The sequence below is a fragment of the Cryobacterium soli genome (assembly GCF_003611035.1).
Lineage (GTDB): Bacteria > Actinomycetota > Actinomycetes > Actinomycetales > Microbacteriaceae > Cryobacterium > Cryobacterium soli.
The window spans coordinates 2,704,334-2,719,890 of sequence record NZ_CP030033.1 but is presented as its reverse complement, the minus strand read 5'-3'; the positions used below and the strand labels follow the sequence as shown (position 1 = coordinate 2,719,890).

The window sequence follows — 15,557 nt, the reverse complement described above, 5'->3', positions numbered from 1 at the left end:
ATCGTCCCCGTCCCACGCTGGGGCACAGGGTGAACGCCGCGTTCTCAAACAATCGCTGGTGGATCACCCGGATAGCCGTCATGCCCGTCCACCTGCTTGTCTTCGCCGTTCTGGCGTTCGGACTGCTCAGGTTGATGCCGGGCGACCCGGTGGCGGCCATCCTCGGTGATCAACCGTTCACCCGGGAGGACTACAACAGGCTCCAGGAATCGCTCGGCCTCAGCGGAAGCATCCCCGAACAGTTCTTGACCTACCTTCAGGGACTCCTGGCACTCGACCTCGGTACGTCCTTGGTCTCGTTGCGTCCGGTCAGCGGGGAGCTCGCCGTACGTATCCCCGCCACCGTCGAGCTCGCGGCCCTGGGAATGGTTGCCTGCATTCTGGTGAGCGTGATCGCCTCTCTGCTAGCCGTTGTGCGTCCGAAGAGCATCGTCGCGCGCATCATGACCGCATACTCCCGCGCCGCGGGCGCGATCCCCGACTTCGTTCTCGCGGTACTCGGGCTGATCTTCCTCTACGCGACCTTGCGCGTCCTGCCTGCACCGATGGGGCGACTGAGTCCAGGACTGGCCCAGCCCAACACGGTCACCGGCTTCCCGTTCCTCGACACGATGCTGCAGGGCTACTGGGACGCGACCGGGGACATGGCCGCACATCTTGTTCTGCCTATCGCGGTCCTCGCCCTGTCCCAAGCGCCGATCATGACCAACCTCCTCATCACGGGTCTGCGCAAGTCGATCGACTCACCGTCGACCCTCTTCCGCATCGCGACAGGCGCGAGCCGATTCACCGTGTACCTGAGCGTGTATCGCCGAGCGATTCCGTCCGCGGTGACGATCGCCGGCTCGATCTTCGCCGGCCTGATCGGCGGCGCCATCATCATCGAGCAGCTCTTCGGATTCGTCGGACTCGGCTCCTACGCCTCCACTGCCGTGGCTGGCAGCGACTACCCCGCCCTCCAGGGATTCCTGCTCGTGGCCGCCGCGCTCGTTCTCGTCGTCTTCCTCGTTATCGACGTCCTGAACATGATCATCGACCCCCGCCGCCGGCCCGGCGCGGAAAAGGAGGACTGACCCATGACCACGACAGCACCCACTGTGCCGCAACGCAACGCGGCGTCGGCCCGTTTCCGGTCGGCCGCCTCCCAGTACCGCCACCACTGGCCGATGCTCGTGCCCCTGGCCGTCGTTCTGCTCATCGCGGTATTCGCCCGGCTCATCACGCCGTTCGATCCCGAACGTGGCGCGGGAAGCGCGTCACAGCCGCCCAGTGCCACGAACTGGTTCGGCACCGATTCCGCGGGTCTGGACGTCTTCTCCCGCACGATAGCCGCCTTTCAGGTCGATCTACCGATTGCCCTGCTCACCGCCCTGTTCGCGACCGTCATCGGGATCGCCCTCGGTCTCGTGATCGGCATGAGCGAGTCATCGCGCGGCCTACGGGCGTGGGTCGGGCGGGGCCTGGCGCGCCTCATCGACCTCATGGAGTCCATCCCCGCGGTCGTGCTCGGTCTTGTGGTGGTGGCGATGTTCGGGGCGAACGCGACAACGCTCGTCACCTTCATGTCAGTGGTCCTCTGCGCCGGACAGACCAGGCTCACACGCACTGAGGTCCTGCGCATCCGCCGCGAGGCTTTCGTCGATGCCGGCCGGATGGCGGGTGAGAGCGAGTTCGCTCTCACTATCCGGCACGTCCTGCCCAACGCCGCCTGGCCGGCGTTGCAGAACTCGTCCGTCATCTTCGCGATCAGCATCATCCTCACCGCCGGACTGGGGTTCATCGGCGCGGGCATGCCGCCGCCCACGCCGGAGTGGGGCGGGATGATCGCCAGCGGCGCCAGCGACGCACTCGCCGGCCAGTGGTGGTCCGCAGCCTTCCCCGCCGCCGCACTCGCGGCGACCGTCTCCGCTTTCTCCGCGGCCGCGAACACCGTCTTCGGACGACCCCGAGCCTGAATTCTCACCTAACAATTGAAAGGAAACACCCAGTGAATCGAACACACAAGAAGACCCGACTTGGTCGCTTGGGCGCGATCGTGGGCGTCCTCACGACTGCAGGCGTGCTGCTTGCCGGATGCAGCGGCGCACCCCGAAACGACGCGGCAACCGGGGACACCGCCATCATGGTGATGCCCAGCCAGGCGACCCAGATCAGTTGGGACTCCGGGTATGTGAACAGTGAGGATTACATCGATCTTCAGACGCTCCTGAACGGCACGCTCGTTCGGATGGACTACGTGGAGGGCGAGGATGAGGGCGTCATCAAGCAGGACATCTCCAACTTCGCCGGCTACCTGGCCGAGACCTACGATGTCAGCGAGGACGGTCTCACGTACACCTTCCATCTCGCTGACGGGGTGGTCAGCCAGGCAGGCAACCCGCTGACCGCCGATGACGTCGTCTGGTCGTTCCAGCGCAAGTTCGACGAGAACACTGTCGGCATCTCAGCAGGTCTCCTCGCGACTGCGGGACTGACCAGCGCGGACCAGGTGACCAAGGTCGACGACTCCACGGTCGCGATCACGATCCCGCGGGCGTCGGACGGCCTGACACTGCTCGGCTCCTTGGCGCTTCCGATGGGAATCGTCTACGACTCCACCTTCCTGCAGGAGCAGGCCACGGCTGAAGACCCCTATGCGGTCAAGTGGGCCGCCACGAGCTACGACAACTACGGATTCGGTCCGTACGAAATCGAGAGTCTCACCGACGGTGCAGAAACCGTGCTCGTTGCGAACGAAGACCACGTCGGCGGGGCCCCCGCGATCGATCGCATCGTACGACGCGTCGTACCCGAAGTCGGCAACCGGCTGAACGCGGTGCGTTCGGGCGACGCTGATGTCGCGGTCGCCCTTCGACCATCCGACATGGCCTCTCTCGCGGACAACCCCGCGGTCTTCATCCCCGCCATCGCCACGAACCAGCGACTCTTCCTCACCCTGGTCGTGACCAAAGCCCCGTTCGACAAGGTGGAAGTACGCCAGGCCCTGTCCCACGCGGTCGACTACGAGCGCATCATCAAGGATGTCTACTCCGGTCAGGCCGAGCGGCAGTTCGGCTTCCTCAATCCCGACGTGACCGGTTACACCGACGAGGGCCTTCCGAAGCCTGACTACGACCCCGCTGCGGCCAAGGCTCTCCTGACCGCCGCCGGCATCACCACGCCGGTTCCGGTGACGCTGACCATCAGTAACGCCGATCCGATCGCCTCGGACATCGCCGTGATCCTTCGCGACACCGCCAGCGACGCAGGCTTCGCGCTCTCCATCGAAGAGCTCACCCCGGCGCAGGTCTCTGAGAAGCAGGACAAGCAACAGGGAGAGGCCTACATCGGCTGGGGTGCGCCCTGGAACCTCTCGCCGCCGTACGTTCTGCAGTGGGTGAACAACCCCGGCAGCACCGACACCGGCTGGACCAGCCAGCCGTTCACAGACGCCCTCGAGCGCGGGTACGCCGCCGGCGATGTGACGTCGGAGGCAGCGGCACGCGCCTGGAACGAGGCTGAGGTCATCTGGATGCAGGACGCCCCCAACATCCCGATCGCCGGCGTGGGTCCGACAGTCGCTTTCGCGAGCGATCTGACCGGCTGGACGTGGCGTACCGACGGCGGCGTGGATCTCTCGCAGGCGTCGTTCACGGATGCCGACTGATGGAGTCCTCCTCCACCACGCGATCTCGCGATGCCGTCCGATGGCACAGCATCGATGACCAAGCGTGGATGCCGTATCCGACGGATGCCTGGGGCACCTTCGATGGTGCACAAAGTCGCCTCCTCAGCGAATCGGATGACCGGCTGAGCCGGACGTGGGCACTGAGCGTTCCGGCGGGCTGGACTGGCGCCGTTGCGGGCCCCGGTGTCGCCGAGATCTTCGTGACGGGCGGAAGCCTGAGCACTGACAGCGCCCAGGTTTCCGTCGGCGGGTTTGTCGGCATTCCCCACGAAGCCGGCTCTCTCTCACTGACGAGCGTCGAAGGAGCCTCATTCCTCCTCTTCGTCAACGAGCAATTCGCCACGGAAGACTGTTACCCCGGCGGACGCGTCTTCATCGCCGCAAGCCGCGAGCTGCCGTGGGAAATCGTCGGCAACCGAGGCGTCGCCGTGAAACGTCTTCGGCAGGGAAGCACTGAGAACGCCGGGACCTCCCCGGTGGGATTTCTCAATCTCCTACTCTTTCTGCCGGGCTTCGTTTCTGACGAGGTCGAGTTTCACAACACCTGGGAAGAAATGATCTATCTCGACGGCGACTTCTTCATGGTGGAGCGCGGCAATGCAGGCACCTCGAGCTACCACGCCAACCCGGCGGGGACCTTGCACGGCCCCTTCGGCACCCAGTGGGGAAGCCTGATGATCCATCACGCGCTTGAGCCGTACCGCACCGACTTCGGTCACCGGCCGGGAGGCCTCGAGAGAGTGACGGAGTATCTCGACGTCACTCCATTCGAAGCAGACCGCCCCAGGACCGAACCCTGGGGCGCGTACTCAACCGCCCCGGGGCACGAGCAGCAGGTTTAGGTGACCCCACCCCGTGTGGCGCGTCAGCGCCCACGGGGCCCGGCCCGCAAGTCAACCAACGATCGGCCGTGCGGGCGGCCAGAAAAGGAACTAGCACTGTGAAAGAAATATTCGTCTCCTTCGGTGTGGACGTCGACGCGGTAGCCGGCTGGCTGGGCTCGTATGGCGGCGCCGATTCCCCGTCAGACATCCAGCGCGGCATCTTCGCCGGCCAGGTCGGCGTGCCTCGGCTCCTGACGCTCTTCGAGCGCAAGAACATCAAGACGACCTGGTTCATCCCCGGGCACTCCCTCGAAACGTTCCCTGACCAGGCACGGATGATCTTCGACGCCGGTCACGAGATCGGGGCACACGGCTACAGCCACGAGAACCCCGTCGCGATGACCGAAGCCCAGGAGGACGCGGTCATGGAGAAGTCCGTCGAGCTCATCACGGCGCTGACGTCACAGCCTCCGAAAGGCTATGTCGCACCGTGGTGGGAGCTCAGCGAGTACACCCCGAGACTGCTCAAGAAGTTCGGTTTCTCCTACGACCACAGCCAGCAGCACAAGGACTTCGTGCCGTACTACTCGATCGTCGGCGACTCGTGGACGCCGATCGACTATTCGAAGCACCCCAACGAGTGGATGGTTCCGCTCCAGCACGGAAAGCCGGTCGACCTGGTCGAGATCGCAGCGAACTGGTATGTCGACGACCTGCCTCCCATGATGTTCATCAAGTCGAGTCCCAACAGCCACGGCTTCGTGAACCCGCGCGACATTGAGCAGATGTGGCGCGACCAGTTCGACTGGGTCTACCGCGAACTCGACTATGCAACATTCCCCATCACTATCCACCCGGACGTGGCGGGTCGTCCACAGGTTCTGCTCATGCTCGAGCGGCTGATCGAGTACATCGGTCAACATGAGGGCGTCAAATTCGTCACCATGGACGAGATCGCGACCGATTTCCGGACACGCTTTCCCTTCGACCAAACCGACCGACCGCGCGAGTACTGACCGGAGATGTGCGGTGCGTGCGGAGTACGGCCCACGGTCGACTGGTATGCGATGGGGGTTCCGAACGGCAAGTCCGAACGTGCAGAGTCCCTGCTGCGACTTGTGGCGATTCTCCATCCTGTTGTGTCTGAGCGTGCTGGGCGCATCTCAGTCACACTTGCAGGCACCGCACTCCTGGTCGCGTCGCCGACCGGCGGGAGCAGGATCGTCACCGGCGTCCCGTCCGCCGTCGAGGCGTTCCGAGCGCTCTTCGCTCTGCCGCACGACTCGGCTCCGCTCGAGGCGGCTTGCACCAACGACCACGATCACGGGGACGCCCAGGCGGGCACATTCACGACCTCCCTCCCGTCGGGCGTGCACTGGGAGGCATTCGCCTGGTGGTTCGCCGCCATCATCTCGGCACGCCACGGATCGCTGATTTCCGCGTCGGCTCTCGCTCACACCGAGCGAGGGCCGGTCGCGGTGGAGTTCATCGACGGGCGCATCCGTGCGTCGCCCATCTCCGCCCTGCCTGGACGCGGATCCGTGCAGTTCACCTTCAGCGAATCACTCTCTACTGGAACCGAAACCGAAATGCTCAAATCGCTCAAAGATGTAATGACCAGGTCGGCGCCGCGCGCTGACAGCCGAAGGTAGATCAGTGAAGACACAAAATCGGCCCACGATCGCATTGGTCGCCACTGGGGGAACCATCGCTAGTGTGCCGGACGCACACTTGAAGGGTGCAGTGCCGACTCTCACAGTGGAAGACCTTGTAGCGAGTGTGCCCGGGGTGGGCGATCACGCCGACATCACATGCGTACAGCAAGCGCAGAAACCGTCCGTCGAGCTCGATTTCCCAGATCTGACCGCGCTCATCGCCACCTGTCTCAAGGCGGTGGAAGCAGGTGCGTCCGGAGTGGTGATAACACAAGGAACGGACACGATCGAGGAGACGTCATACGCGCTCGACCTCCTGTGGGACCGGCCCGAACCGATCGCAGTCACCGGAGCTATGCGCAACCCCTCACTTGCCGGGTCAGACGGCCCCGCGAATCTGCTCGCCGCCGTACAGGTTGCGGCGAACCCCTCCGCCCGCGACCGGGGTGTTCTTGTCGTGCTGAACGATGAGATCCACACAGCGCGCGACGTGATCAAGACGCACACCTCGTCGATTTCTGCCTTTCGGTCCTGGCGCACGGGCCCCATCGGCACGGTCGATGAAGGTGAGCCCCGCTTTCACACCTCAACCCTCCGACGCCTCGGAATCAATGCCCCTGTGCGTTCCATACCGCGGATCGCACTCGTGACGGCCGTACTCGGGGACGGGATGTCCTATGTGGAGGCCCTTCCTGACTGGGGTTACGAAGGGGTGGTGATAGAGGCCTTCGGAGGCGGGCATCTTCGCTCAGAGGGAATGCCTGTCATGCGTGAGCTGGTGCAACGCATCCCCGTCGTCCTGGCCTCCCGCACCGGCGCAGGGACCGTGCTCTCGCGCACGTATGCCTTCCCAGGCAGCGAAACAGAACTCCTACAAGCGGGTCTCATTTCTGCCGGGTCGTTGCATCCGCTCAAAGCCCGTGTACTGCTGACCATGCTCATCGCTTCTGGAGCCGATCAGACCGCCATCCGGAGAGAATTTTCGGCACGCACCTGAGCGGCGCTCGTCATGCGCTTCCCAACGACCCCGTCTGCTACCCGGCGGCGTTCTGCAGCTGCGCGGGGCAGTCCCCGCCCGGCTCCGTCGCGAGCTCGAAGTGCCACATCTCGTTGGCGTAGATCTGACAGAGCCCGTAATCGGCTCCGTGCTGACTCAGCCAGCTGTCTGCATCCGTTCGGCCGATGTCGACGGCCTCGCCGGTGACGTGCCTGGACTGCTCGGGGGAGAGCACGAACTCCCCCGCCGCCTCGAGGCTGCCGTACTCGATCACAGCGGCGTCGAGCAGGGACTGTTGATAGGCGGCGCTCCGCCAACCGCTGGTGACGACGAAGTCGATGTCGTCGGCAATGGCGTCACGGGCGGCGTTCTGCATGGCCGCGCGCAGCTCGGGGTTGAGGTTGGCGATCGCCGGCAGATCGTCGGCGAAGGGCGACACCGCCTCTCCCTCCTCGATCAGGCCGTCTGCGGCACCCATGACGTGGGGGTCAGCGGTCCACAACTCCCCACCGGCGGATGCGCCGTCACGGGGCGTTGTCGCCAGAAACGTTCCAGCGGCCGCCAGGGCGCCGACCAGCACCAGGCTCAGAATCGCGAGTTTTTTCGTCTTCGACACGGATGGGTCTCCTTCGTAACTGATCGGAGACATCAGTCCAACAGGGCGGCCGTTGCCGCAGCGTTGCGAGAAGCGCATACGCTCCCGATACACCGCCGGTCAGCAGAGCTGCACAGCCGCGCCGGTCACTCCCCGGCGTTCGAGGCAGTGGGTCCGGGGAACCGCACCGTCACGGTGAGTCCGCCGGCGGGGCGCGCTGCGATGTCGAGCACCGCGTCGTGCACGTCGACCACCCGGGCGACAAGGGCGAGGCCGAGCCCGCTGCCCACCGGCACGCGGCCCGGGCCGGCCGAGCGCGTGCCGACGCGGGCGACCCCACGAACGAAGGGCTCGGTGAGGCTGCCGAGCAGCTCGGCGGCCACGACCGGGCCGGAGTTGCTCACCGTGAGCTGCACGGACCCGTCCGCCACGGTCTCGGTGCGCACCTCGAGCCAGCCGGGCGGCACCGTGTTGTGGCGGATCCCGTTGAGGATCAGGTTCGCCGTCACCTGGCGTACGAGCGTGCCGCTGCCGTCGAAGTCGCCCTCGCCGAGCTCACTCGTCACGGTGACCCCGGCCTCGTCGGCCAATGGGCGGAGTTCCCGGATCACGTCGCCCGCGATCTCGGCCATGTCGAGCGGGCTGCGGGTGATCGCCCGGCCTTCGTCGATGGTCGCCAGCGACAGCAGGGCCTCCACCACCTCGATACCGCGCCGGTTCGTCTCGTCCAGCCGGCGCAGCAGCTTCTCGATGTCCAGGCCGGCCGGGTCGGCCAGCGCGACATCCAGCATCGACCGTTCGATCGCGTAGGGGGTGCGCAGCTCGTGCGCGGCGTTCGCGGCGAACCGGCGCTGGTCGTCGAATGAGGCCTGCAGCCGGTCGAGCATCGAGTCGAACGTGTCGGCAAGTTCATGGAACTCGTCGTGCGGGCCGCCCAGGTGCACCCGGTCGTCGAACGAGCCGGCGGCGACCCGTCGGGCGACCCCGTTGATCTGCTGCAGCGGGCGCAACATCCGGCCGGCCAGAAACCAGCCGCCGCCGAACCCGATCACCAGGAGCACAAGGAGCACCTGCCAGGTGCGCGGCCAGAGCGCGGCGACCAGGTCGCCGCGATTGGGCACGAACGGCCCGCCAGTGTCGATGTTGCCGTCGGGCACGAACCGGAGGATGTAGAACACCAGCGCCATCAGGGCGATGCCCGCCACAAGCAGGAACCCGGCATAGCTCAGAGTGAGACGCAGCCGGGCGCTCATGGATGCTCCGGGGCGGCGGCATCCGCGACGTCGAGCCGGTAGCCCACGCCGGCGACCGTGTGGATGAGCCAGGGGTCGCCGAGCCGCTTGCGCAGCGACGAGATGGTGATGCGCACGGCGTTCGTGAACGGGTCGGCGTTCTCGTCCCAGGCCCGTTCGAGCAGCGTTTCGGCGCTGATCACTCCGCCTCGGGCGGCCAGGAGAACCTCGAGCACGGCGAACTGCTTGCGGGTGAGGGCCACGTAACGGCCGTCCCGGTACACCTCCCGCCGAAACGTGTCCAGCCTGAGCCCGGCATACTCCTGCACGGGAGGCGCACCCTCGGCCGGGCGCCGGCCCAGGGCCCGCAGGCGCATGACGAGCTCGCGCAGTTCGAACGGCTTGGTGACGTAGTCGTCGGCGCCGATCTCGAAGCCGCGGATCTTCTCGTCGAGCAGGTCGGCCGCGGTCAGCATCAGGATGCGGCAGGGCAGCCCGGTCGTGATGATCCAGCGGGCGACGTCGTCGCCATGGGTGCCCGGAATGTCCCGATCGAGGATGACGGCGTCGTACTCGTTCACCGCCAGGTACTCGAGCGCCGTATCGCCGTCGCCAACCATGTCCGAGGCGATGGCCTCCAGCCGGAGACCATCGCGGATCGCCTCGGCCAGGTAGGGCTCGTCTTCGACGATCAGTACGCGCATCCCCTCATCGTAAGCACCGGTGGATATTGTCAGCGTATGCGGGCACGGTAATTGAGGCTGGTTCGGCAAAGGCCATGAGGTGCGCGGACGGGCCACACGCGCATCTGCAGGTCGGATTCCCGCCAGTGCCGTGGGCCCAGTTGCACGATTCTCGAAGGAGCGACTCACCAGGTGAGCCCGATCGCCGAGAAAGGCACCATGCCCAACCACACCCTGTCTACGGACGCCCTACCCACGGACACCGCACCCACACACACCGCGCCCACGCACACCGTCATCGACCCCGCCATTCTGTACTTCGGTACTCCCGTCGTGCTCCTCAGCACCATCGATGAGCAGGGAACCACGAACACCGCACCGATGTCGTCGGTCTTCTGGCTCGGCCAGACCGCGCTGCTCGGCATGGGTGGCCGGTCGGTCACCGCGCAGAATCTCCTCCGCACCGGCGAGTGCGTGATCAACCTGCCGGCCAGCCACCAGGTCGACGCCGTCGACCGAATGGCCCTCACCACCGGCCGGTTTCCGGTCCCGGCCGACAAAGCGGCCGTGGGCTATCGGCACGAGGCCGACAAAATAGGCAGCGCCGAGCTGCACTCGCGCCCCGGCGACACCGTCCGGGCGTTGCGCATCGACGAGTGCCCGGTCAACCTCGAGGCCCGGATCGTGAGCTCGCGGGTTCTGCAGAAGGATCACCCAGGCGATGGCGACACCTTCGTCTTCGAGGCCCGGGTGACCCGGGTGCACGTGCACGAGTCGATCCGGCTCCGCGGCACGAAGAACCGGATCGACCCCGACCTGTGGCGGCCGCTGATCATGAATTTCCAGCGCTTCTACGGACTCGGCGAGGAGCTGCGTCCCTCCCGGCTCTCGCAGGTCGACGAAGAGTGGTACCGGTAGCGCCATCAGCCGTTCCAGCCTCTGAGGAACAGTCGCGGGCGTACCCCTCTGCCTCGTCCAGCAGGTGTGGCGGTCTCCCGCGGAACCGCGAGAAGACGCGCGTGATGCACCGGGCCGGGCACCTAGAGTTGACCGCGTGCTGATTCGATTGCTCGGCGGGCTGGATATCACGCACGACGGACGCAGCGTTCCCGTGACCGGGGCGATGCAGCTCGCCGTGCTCTTCCGGCTTGCCGTCGACGCTGGAACTGCCGTGAGCTATCGAGCCATCAGCGAAGACGTCTGGTCGCGCGACGCGCCGGAGAATACGCGGGCGGCGCTGCAGTCCATAGTCTCCAGGCTCCGCGCCCAGCTTCCGCCGGCGACGATCGAATCCACGTCGGGCGGCTATCGCCTGCGGGTCGCCCGGCCAGACGTCGACGCGCTGCGTTTCGCAGACCTCGTCGCCGAGGCAGCGGCGGCGACCTCTGTAACGGATGCCCGCCACGCGGCGCGCGCGGCCCTCGCTCTCTGGACGGGCGAGCCTTGGGTCCCCTCGCCGGAGTTCGACTGGTTCCTCCGCGACCTCGCCCGAGACAAGGCCAAGGCGCTCGAACTCGCAGCCGCCACTCCCGACGGTCCCGGGGATTCCGCTCGCAACGACGCCGCGGCGCCGGGTGGCGATCCGGCACAGGCCGCCCGCCTGATCCCTGTCTCGCTCACCCCTCTCATCGGGCGCGAGCGCGAACTCGCCGCGATCCGGAGCCAGCTCGCCGTCTCCAGGCTCGTCACGGTCATCGGAACCGGAGGAGCGGGCAAGACCCGGCTGGCCGTCGAGACCGCAGGGGCGATTCGGGGGTCCGTGCTCGTGGAGCTCGCCCCGGTGGGACCCGGTGACGTGCTCGCCGCCGTGCTCGCTGCCACCGGGCGGGAGCTGCGCACGACCGACGCCTCCGTCGAGCCCGTCGGGACCCTGGAGCGGGTCGTCGAGGCACTGCTCGGCCGCCGGGTGCTGCTGGTTGTCGACAACTGCGAGCACGTCATCGACGTCGCCGCCCGACTCGCCGAGACGCTACTGGGAGCCTTGCCGGGCCTCACGATTCTCGCTACGAGCCGCGAACCGCTCGGAGTGCCCGGGGAGGCCTTCGTCACTGTCGGCCCGCTCGGGCATCCCAGCGAGGCAGACCTCGAGGCGGATGCCGCTGTATCCGACGAAACGCCCGTTCACCTCCGCGACTACGCGGCGCTCCAACTCATTGGCCAGCGAGCCATTGCGGCGCGCGGCACCGCACTCACGGACGACGAGCTCATCGTGGCCGCACATATCTGCGTGAGGCTGGACGGGTTGCCCCTCGCCCTCGAACTGGCCGCGGCGAAACTGCGCACGATGAGCATGCAGGAGATCCTCTCCGGCCTGGACAGCCGCTTCACCCTCCTCACCGGCGGCTATCGCACGGTGCTGCCTCGACATCAAACTCTGCGTGCGCTCATCGACTGGAGTTGGAGCCTGCTCTCGACCGACGAACGCACGGCGCTCGGGCGGCTCGCGGTGTACCCGGCCGGGATCAACTCGCGTGACGCGGCCGACGTTGCCTCCGGGGCCGGCCTGACCGACGCATCCGTCTTCGAGTCCCTCGTGGACAAGTCACTGCTGCAGCGGGAACGGGGACGGTACCGTCTGCTCGAGACCATCCGCGAATACGGCATCGAGCGCCTCGCCGAGGCGGGAACCCTCGCCGCCGAACGCGAGGCACAGGCCGACTACGCCGCGGAACGGGCCCAGGCCGCCGACGCCCTGATGCGCGGGCCACGAATTCTCGAGGCTATCGAGTGGTTCGACGCAGAGGACGACAACGTCATCGCGGCGCTTCGGTATGCCACGAGCGCCGGACGGTCCTCGACGGCGGTGCGGCTCGTCGTCGCGTGCTCCTGGTACTGGGTCGTGCGGGACAGGCACGATGAGCTGCGCGGCTGGTTCAGTGCGATCGGGGACCTGGCCGCGGACGTGGACAGCGACGAGGCCCGAGCCTTGGTGCTGTTCACGCCGGTCGTTCGGGCTTTCGCGAGCGCGGGGACCGGCCCGGACGACCTGCCGGACACTCTCGTCGAGGAGGCGCGGAACGCATTCGACACGTGGGCGCGCCAGCCTCCGGCCCAGGGCGGAGAGCTGATTCAACTCGTTTTCCCGCTGCTCTCGGCCTTCAGCACGGTACTGGGGCAGGACAGCTGGATGTTGCGGGTGGCGGTGCCGCGCGGCGAGGAGCTCGGGTTGGGTGCGTGGCCGTGCGCCATGCTGCACGTGATCCGAGCCGCAACGGCGCAGAACCGCGGCGACATAACGGAGCTAGGCGAGGCATCGGCGAGCGCCGTGCGCGCGTTCGAGGCCAACGGCGACCTGTGGGGCCTCGCCCTCGCCCAGCAGATCCAGGCGGAGTGGCTCAGCCTCCTCGGCAGGCTCGACGAGGCGCTCGCCCTGACCGAGACGGCCACGGGGAACATGTTCAGCATCAGTTCGAGCGGGGACCTTGTGCAGCAGCAGGCTCTCTCCGTGTCGATCATGCTGCGGCAAGGGCGCCCGGCCGCAGCCAGGGAGCGCTCGGATCGGTTGCTGGCCGACTCTCTCGAGGGAGGCAACATCCTCGCCGTCGTTCTCGCCGAAGCCACGGCCGCCTACCTCGACGTGGCCGAGCAGAAGGCCGGACCGTTGCGTGCCCGTCTCGCTCGCATCGACGCTTTCACCGCCGACTGGCCGGCGGTTCCGCGTCAGGTCGTCGCGATGATCGAACTGCGCCGTTCCGCGCTGCTGCTGCTCGAGGGCGATGCGGATGCCGCCGAGCACGCCGTCCACCTGGCCGCCGGGGCGGCCATCGCCAGCCTCGATCACCCCGTGATCGGTCAGGTAGCGCTGGGCCTGGGCAGCCTCGCCCTCGCTCGCGGGGACGCGGCCGGGGCGCTTCGGGCGCTAGACCTGTCGGCTGCCATCATCGGAGCGTACGACCGCCTCGAGCCGCAGGCCATCGCGATCGAGGCCGCCGCGGCGACGGCCGGTGTCTACCGCACCTCACCGGAGGTTTCCTCCCGTTGGCAGGCCCTCGACATCCTCCGCGAGCTGGTCGACGCCGGCACCGGACTGCCGCGACGCGACGCTGCACGGTGAGAGCGAGCGGTCACAGCTTCGTGCGATAGGCACGCATGGCGAGAGGGAAGAACACCCCGACGAGGACGACGCAGGACGCCAGAACCCAGAGCACCTCGCCACCAATGCTGGTCCCCGGGGTCATGATCGAGTTGCCGACCAGCAGACCACGCATCGCGTCGGTGACGTGGGTGACCGGGTTGATCGCCACCCAGCCCTGCAACCAGCTGGGCATGGTCGCTGCCGGCACGAAGGCGGATGACCCGAACGTGAGCGGGAAGACGATCAGGAAGGACAGCCCCTGGACCGCTCCCGAACTGCGGGCCAGCATGCCGATGAACACGGAGGTCCAGCACAGGCTCATCGCAAAGAGAATCATCAGCACGATGGCCCCCGCGACCGAGTACCACGGGGTCAGGAAGCGGAAACCGATGGCCGCGCCGAACACGAGCGTGACGCCGATGGCGATGCTGTGCCGCACGATGTCGCCGGTCACGGCGCCCATCAGGGGTGCCGATCTCGCAATCGGAAGCGAGCGGAACCTGTCGAAGACACCGTTTTTCAGGTCGGAGTTGAGATTGACGCCGATGGTCATGGCCGTGGTCATGATCGTCTGCACGATGATGCCCGGTAGGGCGAACTGCAGGTAGTCCTGGCTGGTTCCGGCGATGGCGCCTCCGAAGATGAAGACGAAGATCACCGTCATGATGATCGGCTGAACCGAGACGTCGAGGAACTGTTCGGGATTGCGCACCATCTTGGTGACTGTGCGCTGGGCAAGGATGACTGAGTCGCGAACCATCATGACGCGGCGCCTTTCGTGACGAGACCGGAGGTGGCGGGCGCGGGTGCCGGTTCGGCCCCGGCCGGGGCTGACGACGTGTGGCCGGTCAGCGAGTAGAAGACCTCGTCGAGGCTCGGGAGACGGAGGGAGAGCTCGGTGACGGCGATGTTCTCGGCATGCAGCCGGGCGACAGTCGCGGTGAGAGCGTCAGCGTCGGCCACGGGGACGGACACGAGACTGGGCGAGGGGAATTCCGGCGCGCGTGTGCCGACGGATGCGAGGAGTTCGGTCACCCGGGTCAGGTCCCGGTCGTGCGCCGGACGCACCTCGAGGGTTTGGCCGCCGACCTGGCGCTTGAGCCCCTCAGGAGTGTCGTGGGCGATGACGAGGCCATGGTCGATGACAGTGATCTCGTTCGCGAGGGCATCCGCTTCTTCGAGGTACTGCGTGGTCAGGAGCACTGTCGTGCCCTGGCGGACGAGAATGCGCACCATCTCCCAGACATCGTCGCGTTTGGCTGGGTCCAGACCCGTCGTCGGCTCGTCGAGGAAGACGACGCTCGGCCGCCCGATCAGCGAGGCGGCCAGGTCGAGGCGGCGCCGCATGCCGCCGGAGTAGGTCTTGGCAAGCCGGCTTCCGGCGTCGGTCAGCCCGAATTCCTCGAGCAGTTCGGCAGCGCGGGCTTTGGCGTCCGACCTGGACAGCCCGAGGAGGCGGCCGATCATCACGAGGTTCTCGACACCGCGCAGGTCTTCGTCGACGCTCGCGTACTGGCCGGTCAGGCCGATGCGGCTGCGCACGTCGACAGGGTGCGAGACGACGTCGAATCCGGCGACCCTCACGGTGCCGGCGTCTGGTTTCAGCAGTGTCGCGAGAATGCGCACGGCCGTGGTCTTTCCTGCCCCGTTGGGGCCGAGGACGCCGAGCACCCGGCCGGGTTCGACGGTGAGGTCGATTCCGGCCAGGGCCTGGGTGGTGCCGAATCTCTTGGTGAGCCCGTGTGCTTCGATTGCTGCGGTCATGGTGCCTCCTGTGGGTAGGACACCAGTGTGCGTTTGCAGTCCTGTCGCGCCGCTGCCGTGCGCTG

14 protein-coding genes are annotated in these 15,557 nt (G+C 66.9%); 9 read left to right on the top strand and 5 right to left on the bottom strand.

The genetic code is table 11. The features are described 5' to 3' along the window. The first annotated feature begins 80 nt into the window (after positions 1-80). The 7 genes from DOE79_RS12560 (at position 81) to DOE79_RS12530 (ending at position 7,143) form a co-directional block, all read left to right on the top strand. Positions 81-1,073 carry an ABC transporter permease gene (locus DOE79_RS12560; protein WP_162942738.1) on the top strand — a complete coding sequence of 331 codons (993 nt, stop codon included), beginning with the start codon at positions 81-83 and terminating at the stop codon, positions 1,071-1,073. A 3-nt stretch (positions 1,074-1,076) separates the two neighbouring features. Then, positions 1,077-1,955 carry an ABC transporter permease gene (locus DOE79_RS12555; RefSeq protein WP_120338781.1) on the top strand — a complete coding sequence of 293 codons (879 nt, stop codon included), beginning with the start codon at positions 1,077-1,079 and terminating at the stop codon, positions 1,953-1,955. Positions 1,956-1,987: 32 nt separating this feature from the next. After that, positions 1,988-3,646, top strand: coding sequence for an ABC transporter substrate-binding protein (locus tag DOE79_RS12550; RefSeq protein WP_162942737.1), 1,659 nt, complete (start codon positions 1,988-1,990; stop codon positions 3,644-3,646). Beyond that, positions 3,646-4,509 carry a hypothetical protein gene (locus tag DOE79_RS12545; RefSeq protein ID WP_120338779.1) on the top strand — a complete coding sequence of 288 codons (864 nt, stop codon included), beginning with the start codon at positions 3,646-3,648 and terminating at the stop codon, positions 4,507-4,509. The genes DOE79_RS12550 and DOE79_RS12545 overlap by 1 nt, the downstream gene beginning before the upstream one ends. Positions 4,510-4,607: 98 nt before the next feature. Next, positions 4,608-5,507, top strand: coding sequence for a polysaccharide deacetylase family protein (locus DOE79_RS12540; RefSeq protein WP_120338778.1), 900 nt, complete (start codon positions 4,608-4,610; stop codon positions 5,505-5,507). Positions 5,508-5,630: 123 nt separating this feature from the next. Continuing rightward, on the top strand, positions 5,631-6,143 hold the full coding sequence (locus tag DOE79_RS12535; RefSeq protein ID WP_162942736.1) for a hypothetical protein: 513 nt from the start codon (positions 5,631-5,633) through the stop codon (positions 6,141-6,143). Positions 6,144-6,147: 4 nt separating this feature from the next. After that, on the top strand, positions 6,148-7,143 hold the full coding sequence (locus DOE79_RS12530) for an asparaginase (protein ID WP_220094223.1): 996 nt from the start codon (positions 6,148-6,150) through the stop codon (positions 7,141-7,143). Positions 7,144-7,180: 37 nt separating this feature from the next. Here the strand turns inward: DOE79_RS12530 and DOE79_RS12525 are convergent, their stop codons facing one another. The 3 genes from DOE79_RS12525 to DOE79_RS12515 all read right to left on the bottom strand — a co-directional run bounded on the left by DOE79_RS12525 (position 7,181) and on the right by DOE79_RS12515 (position 9,674). Next, positions 7,181-7,759 carry a M15 family metallopeptidase gene (locus DOE79_RS12525; protein ID WP_245976918.1) on the bottom strand — a complete coding sequence of 193 codons (579 nt, stop codon included), beginning with the start codon at positions 7,757-7,759 and terminating at the stop codon, positions 7,181-7,183. A gap of 125 nt (positions 7,760-7,884) precedes the next feature. Further along, a complete protein-coding gene (locus DOE79_RS12520) occupies positions 7,885-8,991 on the bottom strand; it encodes a sensor histidine kinase (protein ID WP_120338775.1) in 1,107 nt (368 codons plus the stop codon). Beyond that, a complete protein-coding gene (locus tag DOE79_RS12515; RefSeq protein WP_120338774.1) occupies positions 8,988-9,674 on the bottom strand; it encodes a response regulator transcription factor in 687 nt (228 codons plus the stop codon). Before DOE79_RS12515 ends, DOE79_RS12520 begins: the two co-directional genes overlap by 4 nt. Before the next feature lie 171 nt (positions 9,675-9,845). Between DOE79_RS12515 and DOE79_RS12510 the strand changes: the two genes are divergently transcribed. Together DOE79_RS12510 and DOE79_RS12505 are read left to right on the top strand one after the other, a co-directional pair. Then, positions 9,846-10,571, top strand: coding sequence for a flavin reductase family protein (locus tag DOE79_RS12510; protein WP_245976917.1), 726 nt, complete (start codon positions 9,846-9,848; stop codon positions 10,569-10,571). 136 nt (positions 10,572-10,707) lie between these two features. After that, a complete protein-coding gene (locus DOE79_RS12505; RefSeq protein ID WP_120338773.1) occupies positions 10,708-13,707 on the top strand; it encodes an ATP-binding protein in 3,000 nt (999 codons plus the stop codon). 10 nt (positions 13,708-13,717) lie between these two features. Here DOE79_RS12505 and DOE79_RS12500 read toward each other — a convergent pair whose 3' ends face one another. Continuing rightward, positions 13,718-14,491, bottom strand: coding sequence for an ABC transporter permease (locus tag DOE79_RS12500; RefSeq protein ID WP_120338772.1), 774 nt, complete (start codon positions 14,489-14,491; stop codon positions 13,718-13,720). Next, positions 14,488-15,492, bottom strand: a complete 1,005-nt coding sequence (locus DOE79_RS12495) for an ATP-binding cassette domain-containing protein (RefSeq protein ID WP_120338771.1) — start codon at positions 15,490-15,492, stop codon at positions 14,488-14,490. The genes DOE79_RS12500 and DOE79_RS12495 overlap by 4 nt, the downstream gene beginning before the upstream one ends. Positions 15,493-15,557: the final 65 nt, after the last annotated feature.

Excerpts from the sequence above, each read along its gene's own strand:
- DOE79_RS12500 (WP_120338772.1), bottom strand. The coding sequence starts at position 14,491 with ATGATGGTTCGCGACTCAGTCATCCTTGCCCAGCGCACAGTCACCAAG.
- DOE79_RS12545 (WP_120338779.1), top strand. The coding sequence starts at position 3,646 with ATGGAGTCCTCCTCCACCACGCGATCTCGCGATGCCGTCCGATGGCAC.
- DOE79_RS12495 (WP_120338771.1), bottom strand. The coding sequence starts at position 15,492 with ATGACCGCAGCAATCGAAGCACACGGGCTCACCAAGAGATTCGGCACC.
- DOE79_RS12520 (WP_120338775.1), bottom strand. The coding sequence starts at position 8,991 with ATGAGCGCCCGGCTGCGTCTCACTCTGAGCTATGCCGGGTTCCTGCTT.
- DOE79_RS12555 (WP_120338781.1), top strand. The coding sequence starts at position 1,077 with ATGACCACGACAGCACCCACTGTGCCGCAACGCAACGCGGCGTCGGCC.
- DOE79_RS12560 (WP_162942738.1), top strand. The coding sequence starts at position 81 with ATGCCCGTCCACCTGCTTGTCTTCGCCGTTCTGGCGTTCGGACTGCTC.
- DOE79_RS12515 (WP_120338774.1), bottom strand. The coding sequence starts at position 9,674 with ATGCGCGTACTGATCGTCGAAGACGAGCCCTACCTGGCCGAGGCGATC.